The sequence below is a fragment of the Paenibacillus sp. Soil750 genome (genome assembly GCF_001428045.1).
GTDB classification, from domain to species: Bacteria; Bacillota; Bacilli; order Paenibacillales; family NBRC-103111; genus Paenibacillus_E; species Paenibacillus_E allorhizoplanae.
In genome coordinates this window covers 289,253-311,698 of record NZ_LMSD01000040.1, presented here as the reverse complement: position 1 = coordinate 311,698, position 22,446 = coordinate 289,253, and the positions used below count along the sequence as shown (strand labels likewise).

General features: G+C 47.0%; 20 protein-coding genes. 19 read left to right on the top strand and 1 reads right to left on the bottom strand.

Going from position 1 to position 22,446, the window contains the following annotated elements; translation table 11 throughout:
- Positions 1 to 483: 483 nt before the first annotated feature.
- From ASL11_RS28785 to ASL11_RS28775, 3 genes are read left to right on the top strand one after another with little or no spacing between them, the layout of a single operon-like run.
- Positions 484 to 804, top strand: coding sequence for an ArsR/SmtB family transcription factor (locus tag ASL11_RS28785; protein ID WP_056622409.1), 321 nt, complete (start codon positions 484 to 486; stop codon positions 802 to 804).
- Positions 797 to 1,240 carry an SRPBCC family protein gene (locus tag ASL11_RS28780; protein ID WP_056622407.1) on the top strand — a complete coding sequence of 148 codons (444 nt, stop codon included), beginning with the start codon at positions 797 to 799 and terminating at the stop codon, positions 1,238 to 1,240. The genes ASL11_RS28785 and ASL11_RS28780 overlap by 8 nt, the downstream gene beginning before the upstream one ends.
- 11 nt (positions 1,241 to 1,251) lie before the next feature.
- A complete protein-coding gene (locus ASL11_RS28775; protein ID WP_056622404.1) occupies positions 1,252 to 1,689 on the top strand; it encodes a cupin domain-containing protein in 438 nt (145 codons plus the stop codon).
- A 74-nt stretch (positions 1,690 to 1,763) separates the two neighbouring features.
- On the opposite strand, the gene ASL11_RS28770 is transcribed toward ASL11_RS28775, so the two are convergent.
- Complete coding sequence (locus tag ASL11_RS28770; RefSeq protein WP_056622402.1) at positions 1,764 to 2,957, bottom strand: MFS transporter; 1,194 nt, start codon at positions 2,955 to 2,957, stop codon at positions 1,764 to 1,766.
- A gap of 190 nt (positions 2,958 to 3,147) precedes the next feature.
- On the opposite strand from ASL11_RS28770, the gene ASL11_RS28765 reads away from it, so the two are divergent.
- The 16 genes from ASL11_RS28765 (at position 3,148) to ASL11_RS28690 (ending at position 22,131) form a co-directional block, all read left to right on the top strand.
- Positions 3,148 to 3,591, top strand: coding sequence for a MarR family winged helix-turn-helix transcriptional regulator (locus tag ASL11_RS28765; RefSeq protein WP_056622400.1), 444 nt, complete (start codon positions 3,148 to 3,150; stop codon positions 3,589 to 3,591).
- A 107-nt stretch (positions 3,592 to 3,698) separates the two neighbouring features.
- The gene (locus tag ASL11_RS28760; RefSeq protein ID WP_056622398.1) at positions 3,699 to 4,658 is read left to right on the top strand and encodes a ring-cleaving dioxygenase; all 960 of its coding nucleotides are present in this window, start codon (positions 3,699 to 3,701) and stop codon (positions 4,656 to 4,658) included.
- Positions 4,655 to 5,263 (top strand): alpha/beta hydrolase, encoded by a 609-nt coding sequence (locus ASL11_RS28755; RefSeq protein ID WP_056622397.1) that lies wholly within the window; start codon positions 4,655 to 4,657, stop codon positions 5,261 to 5,263. Before ASL11_RS28760 ends, ASL11_RS28755 begins: the two co-directional genes overlap by 4 nt.
- A 31-nt stretch (positions 5,264 to 5,294) precedes the next feature.
- Positions 5,295 to 5,909, top strand: a complete 615-nt coding sequence (locus ASL11_RS28750) for a flavin reductase family protein (RefSeq protein WP_056622811.1) — start codon at positions 5,295 to 5,297, stop codon at positions 5,907 to 5,909.
- Positions 5,910 to 6,139: 230 nt separating this feature from the next.
- Entirely contained in the window at positions 6,140 to 7,177 is a 1,038-nt protein-coding gene (locus ASL11_RS28745) for a fatty acid desaturase (RefSeq protein ID WP_056622395.1), read from the top strand.
- Positions 7,178 to 7,314: 137 nt separating this feature from the next.
- The gene (locus ASL11_RS28740; RefSeq protein WP_056622392.1) at positions 7,315 to 7,938 is read left to right on the top strand and encodes a TetR/AcrR family transcriptional regulator; all 624 of its coding nucleotides are present in this window, start codon (positions 7,315 to 7,317) and stop codon (positions 7,936 to 7,938) included.
- A 66-nt stretch (positions 7,939 to 8,004) separates the two neighbouring features.
- Positions 8,005 to 11,124 carry an MMPL family transporter gene (locus ASL11_RS28735; protein WP_056622390.1) on the top strand — a complete coding sequence of 1,040 codons (3,120 nt, stop codon included), beginning with the start codon at positions 8,005 to 8,007 and terminating at the stop codon, positions 11,122 to 11,124.
- A 138-nt stretch (positions 11,125 to 11,262) separates the two neighbouring features.
- Positions 11,263 to 11,475: a hypothetical protein gene (locus ASL11_RS28730; protein WP_056622388.1), complete on the top strand. Its 213-nt coding sequence runs from the start codon at positions 11,263 to 11,265 to the stop codon at positions 11,473 to 11,475.
- A 1-nt stretch (position 11,476) separates the two neighbouring features.
- Complete coding sequence (locus tag ASL11_RS28725) at positions 11,477 to 13,027, top strand: spore germination protein (RefSeq protein ID WP_056622385.1); 1,551 nt, start codon at positions 11,477 to 11,479, stop codon at positions 13,025 to 13,027.
- An 18-nt stretch (positions 13,028 to 13,045) separates the two neighbouring features.
- A complete protein-coding gene (locus ASL11_RS28720; RefSeq protein ID WP_056622383.1) occupies positions 13,046 to 14,146 on the top strand; it encodes a GerAB/ArcD/ProY family transporter in 1,101 nt (366 codons plus the stop codon).
- Positions 14,130 to 15,356: a Ger(x)C family spore germination protein gene (locus tag ASL11_RS28715; RefSeq protein ID WP_056622381.1), complete on the top strand. Its 1,227-nt coding sequence runs from the start codon at positions 14,130 to 14,132 to the stop codon at positions 15,354 to 15,356. Before ASL11_RS28720 ends, ASL11_RS28715 begins: the two co-directional genes overlap by 17 nt.
- Positions 15,357 to 15,562: 206 nt before the next feature.
- A complete protein-coding gene (locus tag ASL11_RS28710; protein WP_235550613.1) occupies positions 15,563 to 16,495 on the top strand; it encodes an ABC transporter permease in 933 nt (310 codons plus the stop codon).
- An 18-nt stretch (positions 16,496 to 16,513) separates the two neighbouring features.
- Complete coding sequence (locus ASL11_RS28705) at positions 16,514 to 17,395, top strand: carbohydrate ABC transporter permease (RefSeq protein WP_056622378.1); 882 nt, start codon at positions 16,514 to 16,516, stop codon at positions 17,393 to 17,395.
- A gap of 167 nt (positions 17,396 to 17,562) precedes the next feature.
- Entirely contained in the window at positions 17,563 to 19,152 is a 1,590-nt protein-coding gene (locus ASL11_RS28700; protein ID WP_056622376.1) for an extracellular solute-binding protein, read from the top strand.
- Positions 19,153 to 19,240: 88 nt separating this feature from the next.
- On the top strand, positions 19,241 to 20,278 hold the full coding sequence (locus ASL11_RS28695) for a response regulator transcription factor (protein WP_056622374.1): 1,038 nt from the start codon (positions 19,241 to 19,243) through the stop codon (positions 20,276 to 20,278).
- Entirely contained in the window at positions 20,278 to 22,131 is a 1,854-nt protein-coding gene (locus ASL11_RS28690) for a cache domain-containing sensor histidine kinase (RefSeq protein ID WP_056622372.1), read from the top strand. The genes ASL11_RS28695 and ASL11_RS28690 overlap by 1 nt, the downstream gene beginning before the upstream one ends.
- The last annotated feature ends 315 nt before the right edge of the window (positions 22,132 to 22,446 follow it).

Below are 22,446 nucleotides of genomic sequence, written 5' to 3'. Positions count from 1 at the left end.
TTACAGTTAACATGTGGGCGGGCGAGGGGTGAGTAGTAAGAAGTTAGCAGTAAGCAGTAGGTATGAGTATGAGTAGTGATTACTAAGAAACAATGGAAAAAAGGCTGAAAGAAACAGCTCAACTGCTAATTTGTTTAAAACACGTGGGCCCCCAACAGAGCTCTAACCCGCGAATAGAACGCTAACCCCTCAACAGAGCTCTAACCACCAATAGAACGCTATCCCACCAACATGACAACGATCTGTAACACGCTAATTCATCAGGCTCCACGACTGCCACTACTACATATCCACTACCACTACACAACCCACCACCAACAAGCCTGTTCTTATTACTTTACTCGCTAAATCCTTGGCCTTACGTCGAAACTCGTAACAAAGCCGTTGTTCAAGCCCACTCTCTAACCAATGATGTGCATAAAGCAAACCTTATTTTACAAATTTTGGTTGACATGCAACTAAAATGTTGCATATAATAGGCGCATGGACAAACTTTTTAAAGCACTTGCAGACGGAACACGCAGAGAATTACTAGACATCTTGTTCGTGAGTAACGGACTGTCCTTAACAGAGCTCTGTCAGCAAATGACGATGAGTCGCCAAGCTGTTACCAAGCACCTTTTGCTGCTGGAGGAGGCAAATTTGGTTACAGTCATGTGGCATGGCCGCGAGAAACTTCACTATCTGAACCCGGTACCGATCGGGGAGATTTATCATCGCTGGATCGGTAAGTTTGATCAACGCCGGATTGAGGCGTTAACCAATTTGAAACAAGCTCTAGAGGAGGATTCGAATCATGAATAAGAAGTCTTTCGTTTATGTAACATACATCGCAACGACACCTGAGAAGCTGTGGGCAGCTTTAACGAGTAGTGAGTTTACGAAGCAGTATTTTTTTGGCCGTGAAATCATTTCGGATTGGCAAGTTGGTTCGAGCTTTCACTTAATGAATAAAGACAAGACGGAACACTACGGTGAAGTACTTGTCTATGAGCCGTATCGCTTGCTCGCGATTACTTGGAGTGTCAAGGACGCGGAAGGCGATCGGATGTCCAACGTGACGTATGAATTAACACCATTGAACGGCACGATCAAGCTAACACTTCGCCATGAAGAGCTGTTAGAACAGGATATCCGTAAGGATGAAGGCAAAATTGAAGGATTTAACAATGGCTGGCCTGTTATTCTCAGCAATTTGAAGAGTCTGCTCGAAACAGGCAAAACGCTGCCGGCGTTCTAAAGGAGGGCAAGATGATGAGTGCAAATCAACTGAATTACTCGGTTAGCAACGCAGGAGCATTTGCTGATTTTGCAAGTGTAACGGAAGGCATGTTGAAGGGTAAAATCTTTCTAAAAGACGCACTACAACTAACGAGTATGGAAGTTTCACTTAATCACGTACCCCCGAAGGGGGAAGTCCCCTTTTATCATAAGCACCAGCAGAATGAAGAACTCTATATCTTTCTTCAGGGGCAAGGCCGAATCCAAGTGGACGGAAACGAAGTGGATGTACACGAAGGCACATCCATTCGCATTGCACCTGACGGTGTGAGAGCGTTAAGGAATACGTCGGCGACACAAGGCCTGCATTTTATTGTCATTCAAGCCAAGGAGAATAGTCTCACCCAATGGGTGGAGACAGATGGAATTATTCTGGATCAACCCGTCCAATGGGATAACAAGATCTAGTTGTTTAAAATAAAAAACCAGCGGCAAGCTAAGACTGGTTGATCAAGTCCTAGCTTGCCGCTGGTTCGTTATATTTACTTCACCTTACGATCCCGCAGATAGCTCCAGAGCATCAAAACAAACCCCGCCCCGGTCAATCCCGCGCCGATCCAAGGCAACGACGACAGGCCGGTGTGGGTAATCGCCCAACCGCCTAGAAAGGCGCCGCCAGCGTTCCCGAGATTCAACGCAGAATGCGTTGAGGTGGCCGCCAGCTCGGGCGCTTCTTTAGCCAGATTCATGATGCGAATCTGCAGTCCAGGCAAAATCCCGAAAGCGGCAATCCCCCATATGAATATGGTGATAATCGCAGCAACCGGGAATTGATCCGTATACGCGAATACAGCTAGTATGAGCGACAACGCGGCAAAGTTGCCGATCAAGGACGGCATGAGCTTCCAGTCAGCCATTTTGCCACCGACAATGTTGCCTAGTGTTACACCAAAGCCGAACAAGATGAGAATCCAGGTCACGCTGCTCTCTTTGAACCCTGTGATGCTGATAAGGATTGGCGCGATGTAGGTGAAGACTGCGAACAAACTGCTACAACCTAATGCTCCGATCAGAAAAACGAGTAACAATCGCGGCTGCAATAGAGCGCGGACCTGCTTAACAAGGCTGCTATTCGTTTTCTGAGTAATCTTTGGAATGAAGATGAGGATACCGATGAACGAGATGATCCCCATAATGACAACGGAGCCGAAGGATGCCCGCCAGCCGAGATGCTGACCGATGTAGGTGCCGAGCGGTACGCCGAGAATATTCGCGATGGTTAAACCCGCCATCATCACCGAAATAGCACTGGCCCTTTTTTCAGGCCGAACCAAATTCGCCGCGATCACTGAGCCGACACCGAAGAAGGTACCGTGAGCCAAAGCAGTGATCAGTCGCGCTACCATCACGACCCCATAGGACGGGGCTAGCGCAGCTAGGCCGTTGCCTAAGATGAAGATGAGCATCAGCACAAGAAGAAGGCGTTTTTGCGGCAACTTATGAGTCAACATAGCGAGAATCGGAGCACCGAATGCCACACCAAGTGCATAGCCCGTGATCAATTGACCCGCTTGCGAAATGCTAACATTCAAGTCATCCGCCACATTGGGCAGAATCCCCATAATTACGAATTCGGTCATACCGATCGCGAAGGCGCCAACCGTTAGGGAGAAAAGGGAAATAGGGAACCGTTCTTTCTCGGTCGCTGTCCCTTGTAAGGCATGTGAAGTGTTCATGATTGCATAGAACCCACCTTTCTATCTTAAAGGTTTAATCATACCACGAGGACAGGCGACAAGGTGTGACATTCTTTGCATTTTTTTTGCCATAAATAATAATTTCAAAGTTGCCTGTTGACATTTATCTTTAAATAAAGTATCTTTAAATCAAGATAAACGAAGCAAACAAGAAACGAGGTGAAGCGACATGAGCGAAGCAAGAAACCATTCTTTAGATCTTTACATCGCCCTTTCTAGAGCGAGTGAGTGGGTGAACGCCCACGGAGATCGAGATATTCGCAAGCATGGACTGAACCGCACAGAGTTTGGTGTACTGGAACTGCTTTACCATAAAGGAGCGCAGGCGATCCAACAAATAGGTAGCAAGGTATTAATGAGTAGCGGGAACATCACCTATGTGGTCGATAAGCTAGTCAAAAAGGAATTCGTTATACGCAATACCTCGACGGAAGATCGCAGATTAATTTTTGCTGAAATCACGGAAAAAGGGAAACAATTTATTGAGGACGTATTTCCGAAACACGCTGAAGTAATCGAGAACGCAGTAGCGGGGTTAACGGAAGAAGAAAAGCAGCTTGCAAGTCAGCTGTTGAAGAAGCTAGGCAGGTATGCGCAGGAAGGATTCAAGTAGTGACTGGCATCCAGCTCAGCATGAAGGGACTTCCAAGATGTAAATGGCAACATCGCACGTAAACTATCTTAAAACAAAGATTCTTAAATATGAAGGAGTTGGCTATTATGACAACAACACAACAACAAACCGCAGGTATCCACCATATCACAGCTTTCGTACAACATGCTCAGGCGACAGTAGATTTTTATGCAGGTATTTTGGGGCTTCGTTTGATCAAAAAAACAATCAATTTCGATGCACCTGAAGTCTACCATCTCTATTTCGGTAATGAAGCAGGCAGCCCAGGTACGATCATTACCTTCTTCCCTTACGCGGGATCTCGCAAAGGTCGGGTCGGCGGTGGGCAAGTCGGCATCACAACTTACGCCGTTCCAACAGGCAGCTTATCTTTCTGGGAAGCACGCCTAACCCAATTCGGTGTTGCGTATGAGAAAAATTCGCGATTTGGCGAAACATATGTACAGTTCAAAGACCCAGATGGTCTAAGACTTGAGATTGTTGAGCGCGAGCAAGGCGCGCCAAGTCAGTGGGCGTTTGGCGGCGTACCTGTGGACAAAGCAATCAAAGGCTTCGGCGGCGCTGTTCTATACAGCACGGCACCTGACAAAACTTCGGAGCTTCTCGTGAATGTCATGGGTCTGAAAAAAGTAGGGCAAGAAGGGGCTTACGCACGCTTCACTTCCTTCGGTGACTTGGGTAACATCATCGACATCAACGTAACGCCGATGGATTACGGCGCTGGCGGTGCGGGTACGGTTCATCATATCGCATGGCGTGCGAAAGATGATGCTGAGCATGCACTATGGAGAAGTCATGTAGCAAGCAATGGCTACCACCCTACACCAATCGTGGACCGTCAATACTTCAATGCGATTTACTTCCGTGAAGAAGGCGGCATCCTGTTTGAAATTGCTACTGATCCTCCAGGGTTTGCAAGAGATGAGGCGCCAGAAGCACTTGGCGAGAAATTAATGCTGCCAGAATGGTTCGAAGCAAGCCGCGATCAAATCGTGCAAAATCTGCCGCCAATCGAAGTGCGGGTATTGGAAGGTGATGGGCAATGAGACATATCTATCAGCAAGGATCTGATGTGACTGCTCCCGTGCTCGTTCTGTTTCACGGAACGGGCGGGACAGAGAACGATCTGCTGCCTTTGGCGCAGGCGATTTCACCAACCTCCTCCGTACTTAGTGTACGGGGGAACGTCCTAGAGAACGGCATGCCGCGGTTCTTCCGTCGGCTGGCTGAGGGTATCTTCGACGAGGAGGATCTCATCTTCCGTACGAAAGAAGTGTACGATTTCCTCGACGAAGCAGCCGTCGAGCATGGCTTCGATCGCAGCAACGTAGTCGCGATCGGCTATTCCAACGGCGCGAACATCGCGGGCAGCCTGCTGTTCCACTATCCGAATGCGTTTCGCGCAGCCATTCTGCATCATCCGATGGTGCCGCGGCGCGGCATCCCGCTGCCTGATCTCTCAGACACCCCTGTATTCATCGGGGCTGGCAAGAACGACCCGATCTGCTCCCCTGAGGAGTCGGAAGAGTTAGAACGCCTGCTGAGCGATGCTGGATCGGATGTTCATGTACACTGGGAGAATTCAGGCCATCAATTGACGCGCTCAGAGGTTTTTGCAGCAGCAGAGTGGCTCAAAGGGATCTCGCTCTAATAGATGAAGAGGGGAGACTGTCACCATGACAATGCTAGGTATTGATCCATCCGCACAAAGTGAGCGAGAGAACTATAAGCTGCTCATTGGGAGCATTATTCCGCGGCCGATCGCCTTTGTCTCGACCTTATCGACCGATGGCGGCGTGCTGAACGCCGCACCTTTCAGCTATTTCACCATCGTCACGGCAGATCCGCCGATGGTAGCCGTTTCCGTGCAGCGGAAGCAGGGTGTCCAGAAGGACACCTCCCGCAACGCGGTCGATTCAGGAGCCTTCGTCGTGCATATCGCAGACGAATCCTATATCGACCAGATCAACCAGAGCGCCGCTGCGCTGCCTCCAGAGGAGAGCGAAGTGACGCTGACGGGGCTAACGCCCGTCGCGAGCAGCCATATCGGCGTTCCGGGCATCGCCGAAGCCAGCATCCGCATGGAATGCGTCCTCGAGCAGGTGATTCCGCTCGGCGGAACACCGGACGCACCTGCGGCAGATTTGTTAATCGGACGCGTCGTATTTTTTCACATCGATGAGAGCTTAGTTGACAACGGGCGTATTGACCCGATGAAACTGAAGCCTGTAAGTCGGCTAGCGGGCAACTCTTATGCGAAGCTTGGCGAGCTTTTTGAGATAGATCGACCCGTTTAATAGAGAGGCGAATCGCTTCGTTCTAACGCAGAACGAGAGTCGATTCGTCTCTTTTTATGGCGACTTACTTATATTGCATTTTACAAAAAGGGTTTACCCACGTATGATGAGTTAGCTATGTAATATTTCTTATCCTATAACGGGAACTTATTTCGATTCGTAACGTACTACTTCAAGGAATATAAACTTACGAGATCCGACACGACGCGGAGAGAGGGAGTTCTAACAGGATGAAGCATGAGGATAAGGGTGGGTGGCGGAAAGATATCGCGCCTTTCGAAAGACCACATATGAAGCATAGTGTGTGGCAAATCATCAATACAGTGGGACCCTTTTTCGTGCTTTGGTATTTTGCTTTTCTAAGTCTTTCCGTTTCAATTTGGCTAACTTTCGTGATTGATCTAATAGCTGCAGGTTTTTTGATCCGGATATTTATCATTTTTCATGATTGTTGTCACAAATCCTTTTTCAAAAACAAACTCGCCAATGAAATTGTTGGCACACTAACAGGAATATTAACCTTCGTACCGTACCATCAGTGGCGTCATACACACTCTGTTCACCATGCATCCAGTGGTAACTTGGATAAAAGAGGCGTAGGTGACATCTGGACGCTAACCGTGGATGAATATATGGAAGCAACATGGCTGAAAAGAATGACATATCGCCTATATCGCAGTCCGTTTGTGATGTTTATTATCGGACCAATCTTCATCTTCTTGATTGATTACCGGTTTAACCGCCGGAAGGCAGGCATGAAAGAAAGAATCAATACCTATATCACCAATATCGGTATTGTTGGCAGTATTGCACTGCTTTGCTGGGGCATGGGTTGGCAGTCTTTCCTGTTAATTCAAGGACCAATGTTCTTCTTCTCAGGTATGGCGGGCATTTGGTTGTTCTACGTTCAGCATAACTATGAAGAAACCTACTACGAGAATGATGCAGAATGGGATTATGTGAAAGCCGCGATGCATGGCAGTTCGTTCTACAATTTGCCTCGTGTTCTACATTGGATCACAGGCAATATTGGCTATCACCATATTCATCACTTAAGCCCGCGCGTACCTAACTATCATTTGGAAAAGGTGCACAACAAGAACGCGGCACTTCGCAATGTGCAGACGATTACACTGAAAACGAGTCTGGAATCTCTGAAATTCCGTATCTGGAATGAAGAGTCCAAGAAATTCATTCAGTTCAAGGATTTGAAGCAGTTCCGTGTGAAAGTGAAACCGCGAATTATAAAAGCTGTAGATGTGGAATAACAATGGAATAACAAACTTGTGTCTGACCTGTGATCATCTGCGGGTTGGGCACTTTTTTTATCAAAATAGCGTTGAAATGCCCAAATAGGCGCTGTATAATCCTACTATGACGTCAAATAGTGAACGGGTGTTTATTAATGCAAATTTTAAAAGATGAAGTCAAAAAAAGTATCCGCCAAGCGGCTTTGGCCGAGTTCAAGAAGCATGGATATTTGAAAGCCTCCATTCGGCAAATTGCAGAAGCTGCTGGTATAACACCTGGGAACATCTATCGCTACTTCAAGAGCAAGGATGATCTGTTCGATGAGCTCATTCAACCCATTCAAGAGCAATTAGCTGAGGTACTGCGGGTGTGCAAGCAAGAGGTAGATGATACCCTTTGTACGGCTTTATCTGATCATTTACTCATCCTGCGTCGAATTGATGCCTCTCTGATGCTGCTTTTCAAGGAGTCCAGCACCGAGCTTACGATTCTGCTGAATCTGAGTGAAGGCTCTCGATTTGCTTCGGCGAAACAAGACATGATTACACTGGTGCATCAGATTATTTCGGAAGTATTTACAGCCGAATTGGCGCCATCAGGCACGCTATCCCAGAAGGATCAGCTCGCTGCGCGCATGATTGCGATGACAATGATGGAGAGTATTTGTCTTATTTTGCGCGACCATGAGGATGGCGATACGATTAAAATGCTCGTTGATGAACTGTTGTACCTGTATTGCACGGGTATTTCAGAAAAAATAAAGCTAGCACAAGCATAAAATTTTTTAACTCAATAATGAACGCTTGTTTACTACTATTTGAAGTGAGTGGAGGAGAAGAGAGAGATGAAATCCATTATTAAATGGCGCTGGGCGATTCTAGCGGTATGGTTGGTGGCGACGGTGTTGCTGACGGTTTTTCAACCCAATGTGAATGCGATCCTTGGACTTAGAGGACAGGATCCGTTGCGTAGTGACGCACCGTCAAAGGTTGCCTCAACGATTTTGAACAAAATCAATGGGGTCGAGGGCACGAGTGATATCGTGGTTTTCCATAACCCGAATAAGCTGTCAGATGCCGATATGAAAGCGATCGAGGCCGGTATTACGAATTTGAAAAGCCATCAAGACCAGCTCGGCTTCAATCAGTTGATTGATCCATTTACCATGCCTGAGGCGAAGTCATCACTGATTTCTGAGGATGGCACGACCTTGATGGCGAGCTTTTCTTTGGATAAAAGAGGGCGTCACGTCGAGGACATTAAGCTGGAATTTGAAGATGTTCTGAAGGACATGAAGGTGGAATATTACCTCTCTGGGGAGGATTTTATCCAGGATGATTACATTAAGGCTTCCGAATCTGGTGTTGAAAAAAGTGCCGCGCTAACGGTCATTTTCATCCTCGCTGTCTTGGTAATTATGTTCCGTTCCGTCATTATTCCAGTAGTTTCCTTGCTGGCTGTCGGTATTTCGTACCTGGTGTCGATGGGGATTGCCGCGCAGCTCATTGATAAGTTCAATTTCCCGGTGACGAGTGTTACGCAAATGCTGTTAATCTTGATTCTTTTCGGGATTGGGACCGATTATAACATTCTCTTATTTAATCGATTCAAAGAGGAATTATCCCATGGCTTATCCGTGGATGAAGCGATTATTGTGACCTACCGTACGGCGGGTAAAACGATTTTTTACAGTATTTTGACCGTGTTTATTGCGTTTGCTGCTCTGACGTTATCGGATTTCGGTATTTACCAATCAGGTAACGTAGTTGCGATTGGTACGGCGATTCTCCTGCTCCAAATCGTAACAGTGACGCCGTTTTTCATGAAAATGTTGGGGAATAAACTCTTTTGGCCTTCCAAAGGTGCAACAGGTCATAAGGAGAGTAAATTCTGGGCAGGCTTGACCAAAATCGCAGTGAAAAGACCGATTATTACGACAGTCATTATTCTGATTATTACAATTCCGCTTGCGCTTGCGAATCATCAGAAACTGTCTTTTGACCAGTTGAAGGAGCTTGGGAATGATCACCAATCCACCAAAGGTTTCAGCCTCGTTGCGGATCATTTCAGCCGAGGTCAGGCACTCCCAACGATGGTCGTTATTGAGAATGACAAACCACTTAACACGAATGATGGTTTAGCGGCAATTGATAAAGTGACGGAGAAGCTGAAAACCATTCCAGGTGTCGATATGGTATCCAGCGTGACACAGCCGCAATCGAAGCCGATTGATGACTTCTATATTTCTACTCAAACGAAGACAGTTGCTGATGGTATTACAGCTTCGCAAAAGGGTGTAAATCAGATACGTGATGGACTTTCGTTGATGCAAAGCAAGCTCGAAGTGCCTGACACATCAAGTGTTGGCCAACTTGTAGATGGCACAAGTCAGGTGCAGGATGGCTATAGCAAGCTGACGACTGCACTGGATAAAGTGGCTAGCGGTATCGCGCAAGGTGCAGGCGGTGCGGGTGAGTTGAGTACAGGTATCGCTGCTTTGAAGGATGGCATGGACCAAGTCAGTGTCAATAGCGTTAAGATTACTGAAGGGCTGACGCAGCTTGGGCAAGGGTATAGTGCTGTGACAGATGGTTACAGTCAGATTGAGGGGCAACTTACGGGGATTCAGCAAGGACTCGTTGGCATGAATGGCCTGATTGGTGGGCTTGGCAGCAAGTACAGCCAGCTGGCGACTGATGCCGACTACATCAAGCTGAAACAAACGGGTGAAGGTCTTGCCTCCGGTCTGACGCAGTTGAGCGGCGGGTTAGGAGAGCTTGGCAAGAACTCAGCCAAACTGAACAGTGCTTTCGCCGAGGCGACGCAAGGCCTGGCGCAAGTGAACGGTGCGCAAGCGCAGCTAGCCGCGGGACTTACGCAGCTGGAGAGCGGCGCAGCTGAGCTCGCCAAAGGGCTGAAGCAAGGCAGCGCGGGCAGCCGCGAGATCGCTGCGAACATGGCGAAGCTGAACGCTGCGCTAGGCAGCGTCAAAGACGGTCAGCAGAAGCTGAGCGAAGGCTTATCGGGTCTTGGCAGCGGCATGGGCCAGCTGAAGGACGGCCTTGGTCAGAGCGGCAACGGACTCGGTGACGTGTCCGAGGGGCTGGGCATGACGAGCCAGTTCCTGACGCAGCTGAATGGCTCGAAAACGTTCTTCATCCCGAAAGAAGCGCTCTCGAGTGCGGATTTCGGCAAGTCCTTGGACAGCTTCATGTCCAAGGATCGGACGATGACGAAGATGATCGTCATCTTGAAGGACGATCCGTATTCCTCGGCAGCGATGGATACGATTGAAGGCATTAACGCGGAGCTGGCTGCTAGCGTGAAAGGCACAGTGCTGGAGAAAGCGAAGGTCGGCGCGGCAGGACCGAGCTCGACGACGTATGACACGAACAAGGCGCAGCTGAAGTCGTTCAATAGCACCGCGATTATCGTCATCATCGGTGTGTTCATCGTCTTGCTGTTCGTCATTCGTGCCTTCTGGCCAGCTGTCTACATCATCCTGAGCCTCGTGATTTCCTACTACGTGGCGATGACGGCGACGAATGTCGTAACAGATAAAATCATTGGTGCCGATGGGGTCTCCTCCTTCGTACCGTTCTTCTCCTTCATCATTATTATTGCTGTCGGCGTCGACTACAGCATCTTCCTGATGATGCGCTACAAAGAGCTTGGCGACCTATCACCTTCGAAAGCGATCGTGCAAGCCGCTAAGCACATCGGCGGTGTGGTGATCTCGGCGATGGTCATCCTTGGCGGAACCTTCGCCACGCTCGTACCATCCGGCCTCGTCCTGTTGATCGAGCTAGCGGTGGCCGTGATCGTTGGCCTCATCGTGCTCTGCTTCGTCTTGCTGCCGATGCTGCTGCCTGCGCTGCTGGCTATGCCAGAAGCGCTACGGGCAAAGCGCGGCGCCAGCGCGCACAAAGTGTCGACAGAGAGTCGCACGGTGTACGAATCGTAGTCTAAATCAAAAAGTGCCTTTCCACCTATTGTGGAGGGCGCTTTTTTTGCGTGTAAAAAGCTAAACATGAGGTGTTGGTTGGATAAAATTAGAAGTAAAAGCAGAACCTACGTGTAAAACACATGGGGGGGGATGCCTGTGATTCCACTGATTGTTGCTCTTATTCTGTTTGTAATCGGTCATCCAAAGAAAAGTGTTCGCCAGCAAGATCACAGAATTGTTCCTGCTTATGTCACTTTACTGCTAATCGCTCTCATTCTTGCTGTACTTCATGCAACGGGAACCTCTTATGTGCTAACGGACATGATGCAAAACGTAATGAATAGTCTTGTTGAAAAGGTAGGCGGATAGTTTGTCGTTCTTAGGAAAACTCCTCAAAAAATCAGCCTCTAGCGCATCGCACGGACCGCTGTCTGAAGCTGCTGATGCACCTGGTCCCACAGAACAACAATTAAGCGGGAATCTCGAGAAAGACTTACAGTTAATCCTCTCGACCACTCAGAATCCATCCGATCTTATTATTCGTGAACTTCTCATCCCGTTGGGGGATGGTTCGGAGATTCGTGCAGTCGTTCTCTATATTGATGGACTCGCTGAAAAGGATATTGTACACCAATGTGTCATTCTCCCCCTGATGCAAATGGGTCTTCAAGATGAGGTTACCTTAACGTATATCGAGAAATTTGTGATAACAGCTAGCGGTATCAAGCGTGTAAACTCGCTCGCCGAGAGTATCAAGGGATTGCTGTATTCGAATACGCTTGTTTTACTTGATGGGATTGCGGAAACCTTGCTCATCACCTCGGAAGGATGGGAGCATCGATTTGTAAGCAATCCGACCAGTGAACCGATTATTCGAGGTCCTCAGGATGCTTTTAATGAAGTGCTGCGCACCAACACAGCCTTAGTAAGAAGGAAAATTAAAGATCCCAAATTGGTTCTATTTCCGATTCAGATTGGCACGCGCACGTTGACGGATGGGGCTATCGCGTATCTGCAGGACGTAGCCAATCCCAGCATTGTTGGCGAGGTGAAGAGAAGACTGATGGCGATCGAGACCGAGGGAATTCTGGATAGCGGTCAGCTTGAAGATTATTTGGAGGATTCGCCGCTCTCGCCATTTCCGCAAATTAGCTCGACAGAGCGGGTGGATAAAGCGGCTGCGGCCATCTTAGAAGGTAAAGTTGTCGTTCTAGTAGACGGCACACCATTTGCTTTAACCATGCCGATCACCTTCACTGAATTTCTGCTATCGACAGAGGATTACTACACGAGTTATATCGCGGCTACGATGCTGCGCTGGGTGCGATTCTTAGCGATGATGATGGCACTTACGCTGCCATCCATCTATATCGCGATTACAACCTATCATCAAGAAATGATTCCGACGGAATTGATGCTTGCCATTGCAAGCAATCGCAGCGGCATTCCATTCCCTGCCTTTGTGGAGGCGCTGATTATGGAAATCAGCTTGGAGCTTCTGCGAGAGGCGAGTCTGCGGCTGCCGGGCACGATGGGGCAAACGATTGGTATCGTCGGCGCGCTTGTAATTGGACAGGCGGCGGTTCAGGCGAATATCGTTGGCCCTGTACTGACCATCATCGTCTCCTTTACAGCGATTGGCGCCTTTGCCATACCCAATTACAATGCGTCCTTAGCCATCCGCTTGCTGCGTTTTCCTATCATGTTACTAGCCGCTGTTTTCGGTATTTTTGGGATTGTATTCGGCACCAGCGCCATCCTCATACACATGATTCATTTGCGCTCTTTTGGTGTCAGCTACTTGGCTGCTTTAACCCCGCAATCGTTAAAAGCCGTCGATGATTCGATTGTCTTTAAGAAACCAGCGCCATCACTCAAATATCGTCAATCATTTCTTGGTCCTAAGAAGCAAAAACCTTAAGTGAGAAGAGGGACATCCTTGTCATCCGCCCAACTAACAACCAAGCAAATTATGATTCTTCTCTGCTTTACTGTGTTTGGCACGATTTTTTTTACACTTCCACGTACGATAATGCAGGCTTCGGGGCACAGTGGATGGGTGTCCATTCTGATCGGCAGCCTGATGGTGATCCCCCTTCTCTGGCTAATGACACAAATTGGTTCGTCTATGCAAGAGATGAGCATTATCGCTTATTGCTTGAGCTTATTCGGACCCTTCTTTGGCCGCGTGTTTGGACTTTTCATTTTGGTGCCACTGGTATTTCTTTCTGGCATCTCGATCAGACTCGTTGGCGAACTATTCGTTACGCTGATTCTTCCAGAAACGCCATTGGAGATTATTGCTATCATGTTGATTGTCCTGCGCTATTATTTGGCGAAAGGAGGGATGGCTTCCATTGCGCGATGGGGAGAAGTGGTTATGCCCGGAGTTGTCGTATTGATCATTATTATGTTTGGGCTATCTTTTCAAAAAGTGAGTATGGAACGCATACTGCCACTTTTGAATGCTTCCTTCATGGATGTAATTAAGGGCTCTTTAGCCATTTGCAGTGTTTTCTCTGAAATTAGTGTGCTGCTATTTATTTATCCGCAAATCAAGAATAAAAGCCATATGTTCAAGAAGCTGATTTGGTCCGTGATCATTATTATGTTTCTATTCGAAGTTATCTTTCTAGTGACAATAGGAACCTTTGGCAGTGCGTATACGCAGAGGCTTATGTTCCCGGTCGTCGAGTTAATCAAAGATATTGCGATCTTTGATTTTATTGAGCATTTGGAGAGTATCTTCTTGGCGCTATGGGTATTCATCAATGTGTCAAAGGGGGCATTATCGTTCTATGCCTGCTGTATCGGTACAAGAGACTTGTTCGGAACGAAAGATTATAAGGAATTGATGCTGCCCATTTCTGTCATTATGTTTTATATCTCTCTACTACCCGACAATATTTACGTGTCCATTGTTAGTTTTGAAATCGCGAAAGGAGTTACCTTTTGTTGGTATTCCCTCATCCTTCTCGTGATTGTTTGGATAGCGGGTAAGTTGAAAGCAAGGAGAACCGCGAATGAACAGAATACTTAGAATGGTGCTATTGCTGGGCCTCCTGCTGAGCGTAACCACAGGCTGTTGGAATCGCCAAGAACCGGATAAAGTCGAATACGTCCTTGCCGCAGGCATTGATCTCAACGATAAAGGGCAAATCGTTCTTACCGTGCTTACGCCTGTGTTGGAGGCATTAAAGCCGATGAGCGGTTTAAAGGGGGAGCAGAAGAAGACCCTAAGTGTTGTTGGGAATACGACTTTCGAGGCCGTACGATCGTATATAAAAATAACTGGCAAAAAGCTGTACTGGTCCCATTTGCAAATACTGCTCATTGGAGAATCCGCTGCGAAAACGGATGCGCGATATTACTTTGACTTCTTCTCGTCGGATCCCGAGCTTCGGGGTACGGCTTATATAGCCACGGTAAAAGGACGGGCACTGGATATGCTGGAGTCCAGTCCAGACATTACCGCTTTATCATCGAATTATTTGAAAGAAATCATCAAAAACTCGGATTTGGAAGGGAAAGCTGCCCAGGTGTATCTATCTGAGTTTGCTCGAAAGCTTGCACAACCAATAGGTGCTCAGCCTTTCAGTCCGATTATTCGTTTAATTGATCAAAGCGAGTACGTCAAAACGATTGTTGGCGTGAAGCCCTATCAAAAGTCGGACACCCATCAATCGACGTTATTTTATGCCAATGGAACAGGCGTGTACTCTGACGGGAAAATGATAGGGACATTGAATGGGACGGAGACAAGGGGTTTTTTGTGGGTCATGGGGAAAATAAAATCGGCACTTGTTGTCGTGCCCTGCCCGGATGAAACCGATTGTAACATATCATTGGAGCTATCCGGTGAAAAGGTTAGTAAACGAAGAGTGGACTATCAGGACGGTAAAGCCAAGATTAAACTTTCTATTGCTGTGGAGTTCAATATCGGAGATAAAGCGAGCACCAAGTTCAAAACAGATCCCCAAACGATCGCCTATGTCCAAGATCAATTTTCCAAAACGATACAAAACGAAGTGAAAATGGCTTTTCGTAAAGTTGCTGTTGACTATCATTCGGACATATTCGCTTTCGGCAACAGCCTTGAAGATCGAAATCCTAAATTGTGGAAACAAATTAAAGATCGGTGGGAGAATGAGATATTACCAGAGGCCGAGCTGGATATACAGGTCATTTCAAAGCTTCGCAGAACGTCAAGAACGCTCTATTCGCCTTGGGTGAAGGCTGATCATTCTTAAATAGATGTAAGTGAGGGGGACGTATGATGCACGTTATTAAGCATGATCGTCCTCTTTGCTCCCCAAAAACCTAAAAAAAACACAAGTGAGTGAAAAGCCATTCCATAGTTGAAAGCGCTGTATCAGGGTACGATAGACTTATAACATCGACGAAGATTAGTGAGGGGGGCCAGAGGATGGCGGTCAACGCACAAGCGGTAAAGCAAATGAGTGGACGTAAGCAGATGAGCAAAGGCAAGTCCTTGCTGCGAACGTTTTGGAAGTATAGGGCGCTATATCTAATATCGCTGCCGGGCATCATTTATTTTATTGTTTTCAAATATGTACCGTTGCTAGGATCCGTTATTGCTTTTCAGGACTACAACATTTTCGACGGCTTCACAGGCAGCAAATGGGTAGGCCTTGAGCATTTTACTCGGATGTTTGCACACTATGATTTCCTTAATATTTTGAAAAACACGGTACTCATCGGTGTTTATGATTTGCTGCTAGGCTTTCCAGCGCCGATTATTCTCGCATTGCTCTTGAACGAGCTGCGCATCGTGGTGTACAAACGTATTCTTCAAACGGTCGTGTACATGCCTCACTTCCTGTCCTGGGTTATCGTGAGCGGGATTGCGATCGGTATTCTATCCCCGTCTACAGGGGCAGTCAACCACTTCATTACTTGGTTAGGCTTTGAGCCTATTTATTTCATGGGTGAAGAATCGTGGATTCGTACCGTATTGATTTCCTCAGGTATCTGGCGGGATTCCGGGTATGGGACTATCATTTATCTAGCGGCACTAGCGGGGATTAATCCTGATCTATATGAAGCGTCTGAGGTAGATGGCGCCAATCGGTGGAGACAAACAATATCCATTACACTACCTTCCTTGTTGCCGACAATTATGATTTTGTTCCTCTTACACATTGGTAAATTCCTTGACTTTGGCTTCGAGCGCGTTTATGTATTCTTGAATCCGCTTAACAAAGAAAGTGGCGAAATTCTAGATACGTATATTTATGCACAAGGTTTACAAGGCCAACAATTTAGTTATACGACAGCAATTGGACTATTCAAAGCCGTTGTAGGCGTGATTTTTATTGTAACAGGTAATATTTTAAGCAAAAAAACAACGGGTGAAAGCTTGTACTAAGACGGAGGTGAACGCTATATGAATCGCAAGCCGACAGCCGGCTGGCAAGTGTTTAACGGCTTTAATATATTATTTCTATCACTCCTATCTTTAGCGATGCTCCTGCCGTTCTTAAACGTGCTGGCTCAATCGTTCAGTTCTTCGGAATCTATTGTGAATGGGAAGGTATTGTTCTGGCCCGTTCAGTTTACATCGATCAATTATCAATATGTATTTAGTGATGCTGCAATCTGGCGTTCATTCGGAGTAACTGTGTATATTACTGTAGTGGGAACACTCATTAATTTGATTGCGACTGCCTCACTGGCATATCCAGTGTCGCGTCCGGAGTATGCCGGCCGTAATATGGTTGTTATTATGGTCCTGATTACGATGGTTTTTACAGCGCCGCTCATTCCTAACTTTATTTTGATGAAAAATTTACACCTGACGAACTCGCTCTGGGCTTTAATGATTCCAGGTGCGATCAGTGCCTTTAACTTTTTCATTATGCGTTCGTTTTTCATGCAAATTCCGAGTGAGTTGATTGACTCAGGACGTATCGACGGCTGTTCCGAGCTCAGAATGATTTGGAATATTGTTTTGCCGCTATCCAAACCGGTTATGGCTTCTCTAGGGATTTTCTACGCTGTCAGCCATTGGAATACGTTCCAGGCCGCATTGTACTACGTAAATAAGCCTGCACTATGGCCGCTTCAAGTAAAACTCCGTCAACTGATTGTGTCCGAGGACATTAGTATTGATCCGAACGCCTCCCAGTTCAGTGGACTTGCTCACATGGATCCAGAAGGCATCAAAATGGCGACGATCATTATCGCAACGCTTCCGATCATTATTATTTACCCGTTCTTACAACGTCATTTCGTTAAAGGTATGATGGTTGGATCGGTTAAATCCTAGTTGGTCGACAGATTTATACAAAAAACCTACTTATTAACTCTTTTTACACAATTCTAAAAAAAAGACAATTCGAACTAAAGACAGTCCATAGTCGCTAATTGTAAACGCTTTTACAATGAGGGTATGAAAGTGTTAGTTACTTAGTCGATATGAAAAGAGGGGTAGAAATGAAAAAATGGATTCCCACGACGATGGCTGTCGTATTAATGGCCAGTGTGATGGCTGCTTGTTCTTCTTCCAAGACTGAGGATAAACCAGCATCTAATGCTGGTGCGACTACAACGGCTAGTACAAAGCCAGCAGAGAAAACGAAGTTCTCGATCTCCTTGCGTACACTTGCTTTCGGACATGTTGAGAAATCGCCTGATATTAACCAAGACAAATGGGTGAAAAAGCTCGAAGAACTAACAAACTCCGATATGAATATCGTGCTTGTTCCACACAAAGAATATGAACAAAAAATGATCCAAATGTTTGCAACAAATGACATCCCTGATGTCGTACAAGGCAGCGGTGGCGTGAACGGGAAGGAAATGGCAGGTTCCGTAAAAGCCGGCGTATTCCAACCGCTTGATGAACTGCTGAAGAAGTATGGTCAGAATTTGTTGAAAAAAGTTCCGAAAGACGCTTGGGATAACGTAACGTACAACGGTAAAATCTATGCGATTCCTGAGTACTTGTCCAACCCATCCCGTCGTTCGATCTTTATCCGTAAAGATTTGTTAGACAAAGCAGGTTTAGGCGTTCCGAAAACAGTAGATGAGTACATGGCTGTTCTGCGTAAGTTCAAAGAAATGGGTGTTGAGAACCCATACATGGGCCGTGAGAACTTCAAGTATGCTGATTCCTTCTTCGGTGCTTATGATGTGTATCCGTACCTGTCGATGTTCGAGAAGTCTGGCGATCAAATCCTGCCGAAATTCTTTGATACAGAGAATATGACGAAAGCCCTGCAAACGTATAAAACGATGTTTGACGAAGGCTTGATCAACAAAGAATTCGCAACCATCAATGCGACTGTGTTCAAAAACACGATTCTTGCAGGTAAAGCAGGTATGTGGTCCATGAACGCTAATGAAATGCTGCAATGGGAGACACAACTGAAAGCAACAGTGCCAACGGGCGATATCGAAATTATCAGTTCCCCAACTGGACCTGACGGTAAAGGTGGTCACTACTTGTATGGACCAGCGCCGCGTGCTTACTTCATCAACAAAAATGTGAAAAATGCTGAGCAAATTATTAAGTTCTTCGACTGGATGATGTCCGATGAAGCTGAGAAATTCTTCACATTCGGTATCCAAGGCGACACGTATACAGAAGCTAATGGTAAAATCGACTACAAAGCACCAACAGATCCAGCTGCAGTCGATGAAGAGCGTTACCGTCAATCTTTCTTGTGGCTTGTCCAAGATACAACCTATAATAAGGGTACACTTAGCTTGACAGAAGATGGTAAGAAATTGATGAACGTGTATGACACGACATTGAAGAATGAAGGACGCGATGGTATCAACTTTGAGCCTCGTCTAGAATCTTTGATGAAAAACCCTGATATTTCACCGCTTTCCGACCAAGCGCCTCCAGTTATTCTTTCCCACATGGTGAAAATGGTTTATGGTAAAGAACCAATTTCCGACTGGCCGAAAGTATTGGAAGAGTGGAAGTCCAAAGGTGGAAACGAAGTTATCAAGGAAGCAACAGAGAAATTTAATAGTAAAGATTCCGGTACGACTGTGTCGATGCCAAGAAAATAAGCTCAGTTCCTGAGCATGCCGCCTCCTCACGTGCCCAACGGTACGTGGGGAGCGTGCATTTCATCCCATTTTGAAAGGAGAGTTTCTCATGTACCGCATACTCATTGTCGATGACGAACCGATGATACGCAGAGGATTACAGAAGCTTGTGGAACAATCGGGGCTGCCCATTGAAAGCTTGCGAACGGCTGAGAATGGTGTTGTCGCAATGCAGCGGATTCAAGAGGAACGACCTGATTTTCTTTTTACAGATATACGCATGCCGAAGATGGATGGTCTGGAGCTATGTGCGCAAATTGCCGAGATGGATGCTGACATTCAAGTGGTCGTGATCTCGGGCTATGGTGATTTCGAGTACGCGCAGAAGTGTGTGTCTTACGGGGTCAAAGAATATTTGTTGAAGCCAGTCAACATTAAGGGGTTTCAGCTCGTGTTAGAGAAGCTCATTCTGAATAAAAGCAAGGTCAGTTCGGAGTCTTTTGTCGCAGTCACGAAGCTAGAGAGCTGGGCTACTCGTTTGGAGCAAGCGGTGTGGATGCTGCAGCAAGAGGAGCTTGACCGGGATCTCGAGGAGATCCAAACGGAGCTAGGCGCATATAAACTAAAACTCAATCGTATGAGCGATATTGTGCAGGAGATTTATACCCTTGTACATGGGCGGCTTACAGTCCGCGATGTGTATATGATTCAGGAAGAGCCCCAGATTTCTGCTTCGCTCAGCGAGGAAGATGTGTGGCTGTGGTTTACGACCTCTGTGAGAGGATTGCTGCAAGAGCTCAAAAATAAGCGAAAAGGCAAGCAGAAGGACCCTGTCGAAGAAGCGAAACAGTATATGGAAAAGCATCTGGCGGAGGAAGTTTCCTTAGAAGAGGTAGCCGAATTCATTGGATTGAATCCCTCCTACTTTAGCCAATTGTTTAAGCAAAACACGCAAGAAACCTTCGTTCAGTATCGAACACGTCGACGTATGGAGAAGGCGAAAAAGCTGCTGCAGCAGCCGCATTGGCGTATTACCGATATTTCCGGTGAGGTTGGGTATGCGGATCATCCGCATTTTACCAAAACGTTCAAAAAGTATGAAGGCTGTCTACCCTCGGAATACCGTCAGCGAATGGGGATCCGGTAATGAAGAGAAAGTCGCTATCGCGTCAAATTTATGCGTATTTTCTCATCGTTATCGTCCTATCATTGGTGTCCGTTGGGGCTGTGTCCTATGTGCAATCTTCACGAGCGCTGGATGATCAAGTGAAGCAATATATGGAGCAGATGGTCGATAGTGCGAACTATCAAACGGATAGCTATTTACAGGCGTATGAGCTGCTCAGCAATGCCTTTTCGTCGAATTCGGACGTGCGAGCGTTCATGGAAATCAAGCCGGATGATGGTTATGAATACTATGTGTATTCGGAAAAAATCAAGGAGTTCGCCCGCATTTCGGTCACTTCCGTCATTACCCTGTATAAACAGCTAAACATGAGCTACGTCGTGGGTCAGCACGGTAGATCTGTTATTTATGAGAATCAGAACCTGCTGAATTTCGATCCAGTGCTTGTTCGTGAAAAATTCGACTACTTGATGAAATCAACGCCAGGTGATGGCAAAATTGCGCTGCTCAATATGAGTATCCGTCCTGTTGATGAAGGGTCCGTTGTAACGATGGCTCGCAAAGTGAGGGGTCCATCCTATGGGGATGCCAACCGCGGAGTTGTTGCCATTGAAATTAAGCTAGATGAACTTGCGAAGACGTGGGACCGTGTTAGCTTGGGGAAAGAAGGCTTTTTCTTCATTGTGGATGACACTGGCAACTACATTTATCCACGTACGATGAGTGAACGCAAATCACAGGATGAGTTAGCTTCGCAAGTGCTGACAAGTGGAAATCAAACATTTTTGTCCAAATATAATGGCGAAGAACGTATGTTTGTGTCGAGGAAATCAGGATATTCGGATTGGAACCTTGTTGCCTCTATGCCGGTGCAGGAGCTGCGCCGACCTGCCAACACGATTCGAACAACGACGATCATTGTAGGTTTGGTTACATTGGCTGCTGCACTTGTGCTTGCTTCTCGCTTTGGTCGCTCCATTATAAGGCCGATTCGGGATCTCAAAGACAGCATGCGGGAGACGGAGAAAGGGAACTGGCAGTATATCGAGGACGCGGGGAGAACGGATGAGATGGGTGGACTCATTCACAGCTACAACCTGATGGTAACGCGTCTGTCGGATATGATCGAGCGTGTGTATGAGGCCGAGCTAGAGCAGCAGAAAAACGCACTCGAGCTTGGCGAGACCAAGCTCGAACGGCAGAGGGCTGAATTTCAGTCCCTGCAGCTGCAAATTAACCCACACTTCTTATACAACACGTTGGAAACGATTAACTGTTACGCCATTGTTCAGGATTCGGGAGAAATCACGGAGATGGTTGAGGCCATGGCTTTCATGCTTCGCTACTCCGTTCAGACCAACCTAGAGGAAATCACGGTTGCGAATGAGCTGAATCATGTACGGAACTATATGATTATTTTGCAGCATCGTACGGAGCGGGAATTCGAGATTGATGTAGCGATCCCGCCAAGCCTACTGCTAGAAAAGATGGTCCGCTTGACGTTGCAGCCGTTGATTGAAAATATTTTTCAACATGCTTTTCCAGATGGTGTGGAAGAGCGGCATACCATTCGCATCGATGCTCGCAAAGAGGGCGGCTTGTTTCAAGTTTTCATCGAGGACAATGGCACGGGCATGATGCCCGAAAGACTTGCTGAGTTACGTAGGAAACTAGAGGAGAATCGTCTGGCGGAGCCGGAAGAAGCGAGCACCGGGACGAAGCGGGGTGGCGGCATCGGTCTGATGAACGTCCATCGACGGATTCAAATGGTGTTCGGCGAAGCCTACGGGCTGTCCGTTGACAGCGAGTGGGGACGCGGCACCTGCATCACGATGACGATGCCGGAGACAGCGCGGCCTCGGCTGCGTGGGTGAGTGGAGGGGCGCCAGGGAGCAAACCGAACCCTTCTCCCGTCTCTGCCCCACGGATTGCCCCTTCGCCCCCGTACCCCGCCGCCTCGTCTAACGGACACAGGGGACGTTATTCGGTCTTTTAGCGGGATTCACATGTTCTAACGGACAACAGGGCCGTAATTCCCTTGTTTGGGGCACAATTTTGCCTCCTAAACAGTAAATAGCTGCGCTGGTGTCCGTTAAACAAGGAAACTGACTGCTTTTTTCGAAATAACGGCGCTAGTGGCCATTAGAAATAGAAATAGAATTAGAATTACACAGGTAATTACGCTGCAT

Bases quoted from the DNA above. Each gene is read 5' to 3' on its own strand.
- ASL11_RS28785 (WP_056622409.1), top strand. From the start codon at position 484: ATGGACAAACTTTTTAAAGCACTTGCAGACGGAACACGCAGAGAATTA.
- ASL11_RS28780 (WP_056622407.1), top strand. From the start codon at position 797: ATGAATAAGAAGTCTTTCGTTTATGTAACATACATCGCAACGACACCT.
- ASL11_RS28775 (WP_056622404.1), top strand. From the start codon at position 1,252: ATGATGAGTGCAAATCAACTGAATTACTCGGTTAGCAACGCAGGAGCA.
- ASL11_RS28770 (WP_056622402.1), bottom strand. From the start codon at position 2,957: ATGAACACTTCACATGCCTTACAAGGGACAGCGACCGAGAAAGAACGG.
- ASL11_RS28765 (WP_056622400.1), top strand. From the start codon at position 3,148: ATGAGCGAAGCAAGAAACCATTCTTTAGATCTTTACATCGCCCTTTCT.
- ASL11_RS28760 (WP_056622398.1), top strand. From the start codon at position 3,699: ATGACAACAACACAACAACAAACCGCAGGTATCCACCATATCACAGCT.
- ASL11_RS28755 (WP_056622397.1), top strand. From the start codon at position 4,655: ATGAGACATATCTATCAGCAAGGATCTGATGTGACTGCTCCCGTGCTC.
- ASL11_RS28750 (WP_056622811.1), top strand. From the start codon at position 5,295: ATGCTAGGTATTGATCCATCCGCACAAAGTGAGCGAGAGAACTATAAG.
- ASL11_RS28745 (WP_056622395.1), top strand. From the start codon at position 6,140: ATGAAGCATGAGGATAAGGGTGGGTGGCGGAAAGATATCGCGCCTTTC.
- ASL11_RS28740 (WP_056622392.1), top strand. From the start codon at position 7,315: ATGCAAATTTTAAAAGATGAAGTCAAAAAAAGTATCCGCCAAGCGGCT.
- ASL11_RS28735 (WP_056622390.1), top strand. From the start codon at position 8,005: ATGAAATCCATTATTAAATGGCGCTGGGCGATTCTAGCGGTATGGTTG.
- ASL11_RS28715 (WP_056622381.1), top strand. From the start codon at position 14,130: ATGAACAGAATACTTAGAATGGTGCTATTGCTGGGCCTCCTGCTGAGC.
- ASL11_RS28710 (WP_235550613.1), top strand. From the start codon at position 15,563: ATGAGTGGACGTAAGCAGATGAGCAAAGGCAAGTCCTTGCTGCGAACG.
- ASL11_RS28705 (WP_056622378.1), top strand. From the start codon at position 16,514: ATGAATCGCAAGCCGACAGCCGGCTGGCAAGTGTTTAACGGCTTTAAT.
- ASL11_RS28700 (WP_056622376.1), top strand. From the start codon at position 17,563: ATGAAAAAATGGATTCCCACGACGATGGCTGTCGTATTAATGGCCAGT.
- ASL11_RS28695 (WP_056622374.1), top strand. From the start codon at position 19,241: ATGTACCGCATACTCATTGTCGATGACGAACCGATGATACGCAGAGGA.
- ASL11_RS28690 (WP_056622372.1), top strand. From the start codon at position 20,278: ATGAAGAGAAAGTCGCTATCGCGTCAAATTTATGCGTATTTTCTCATC.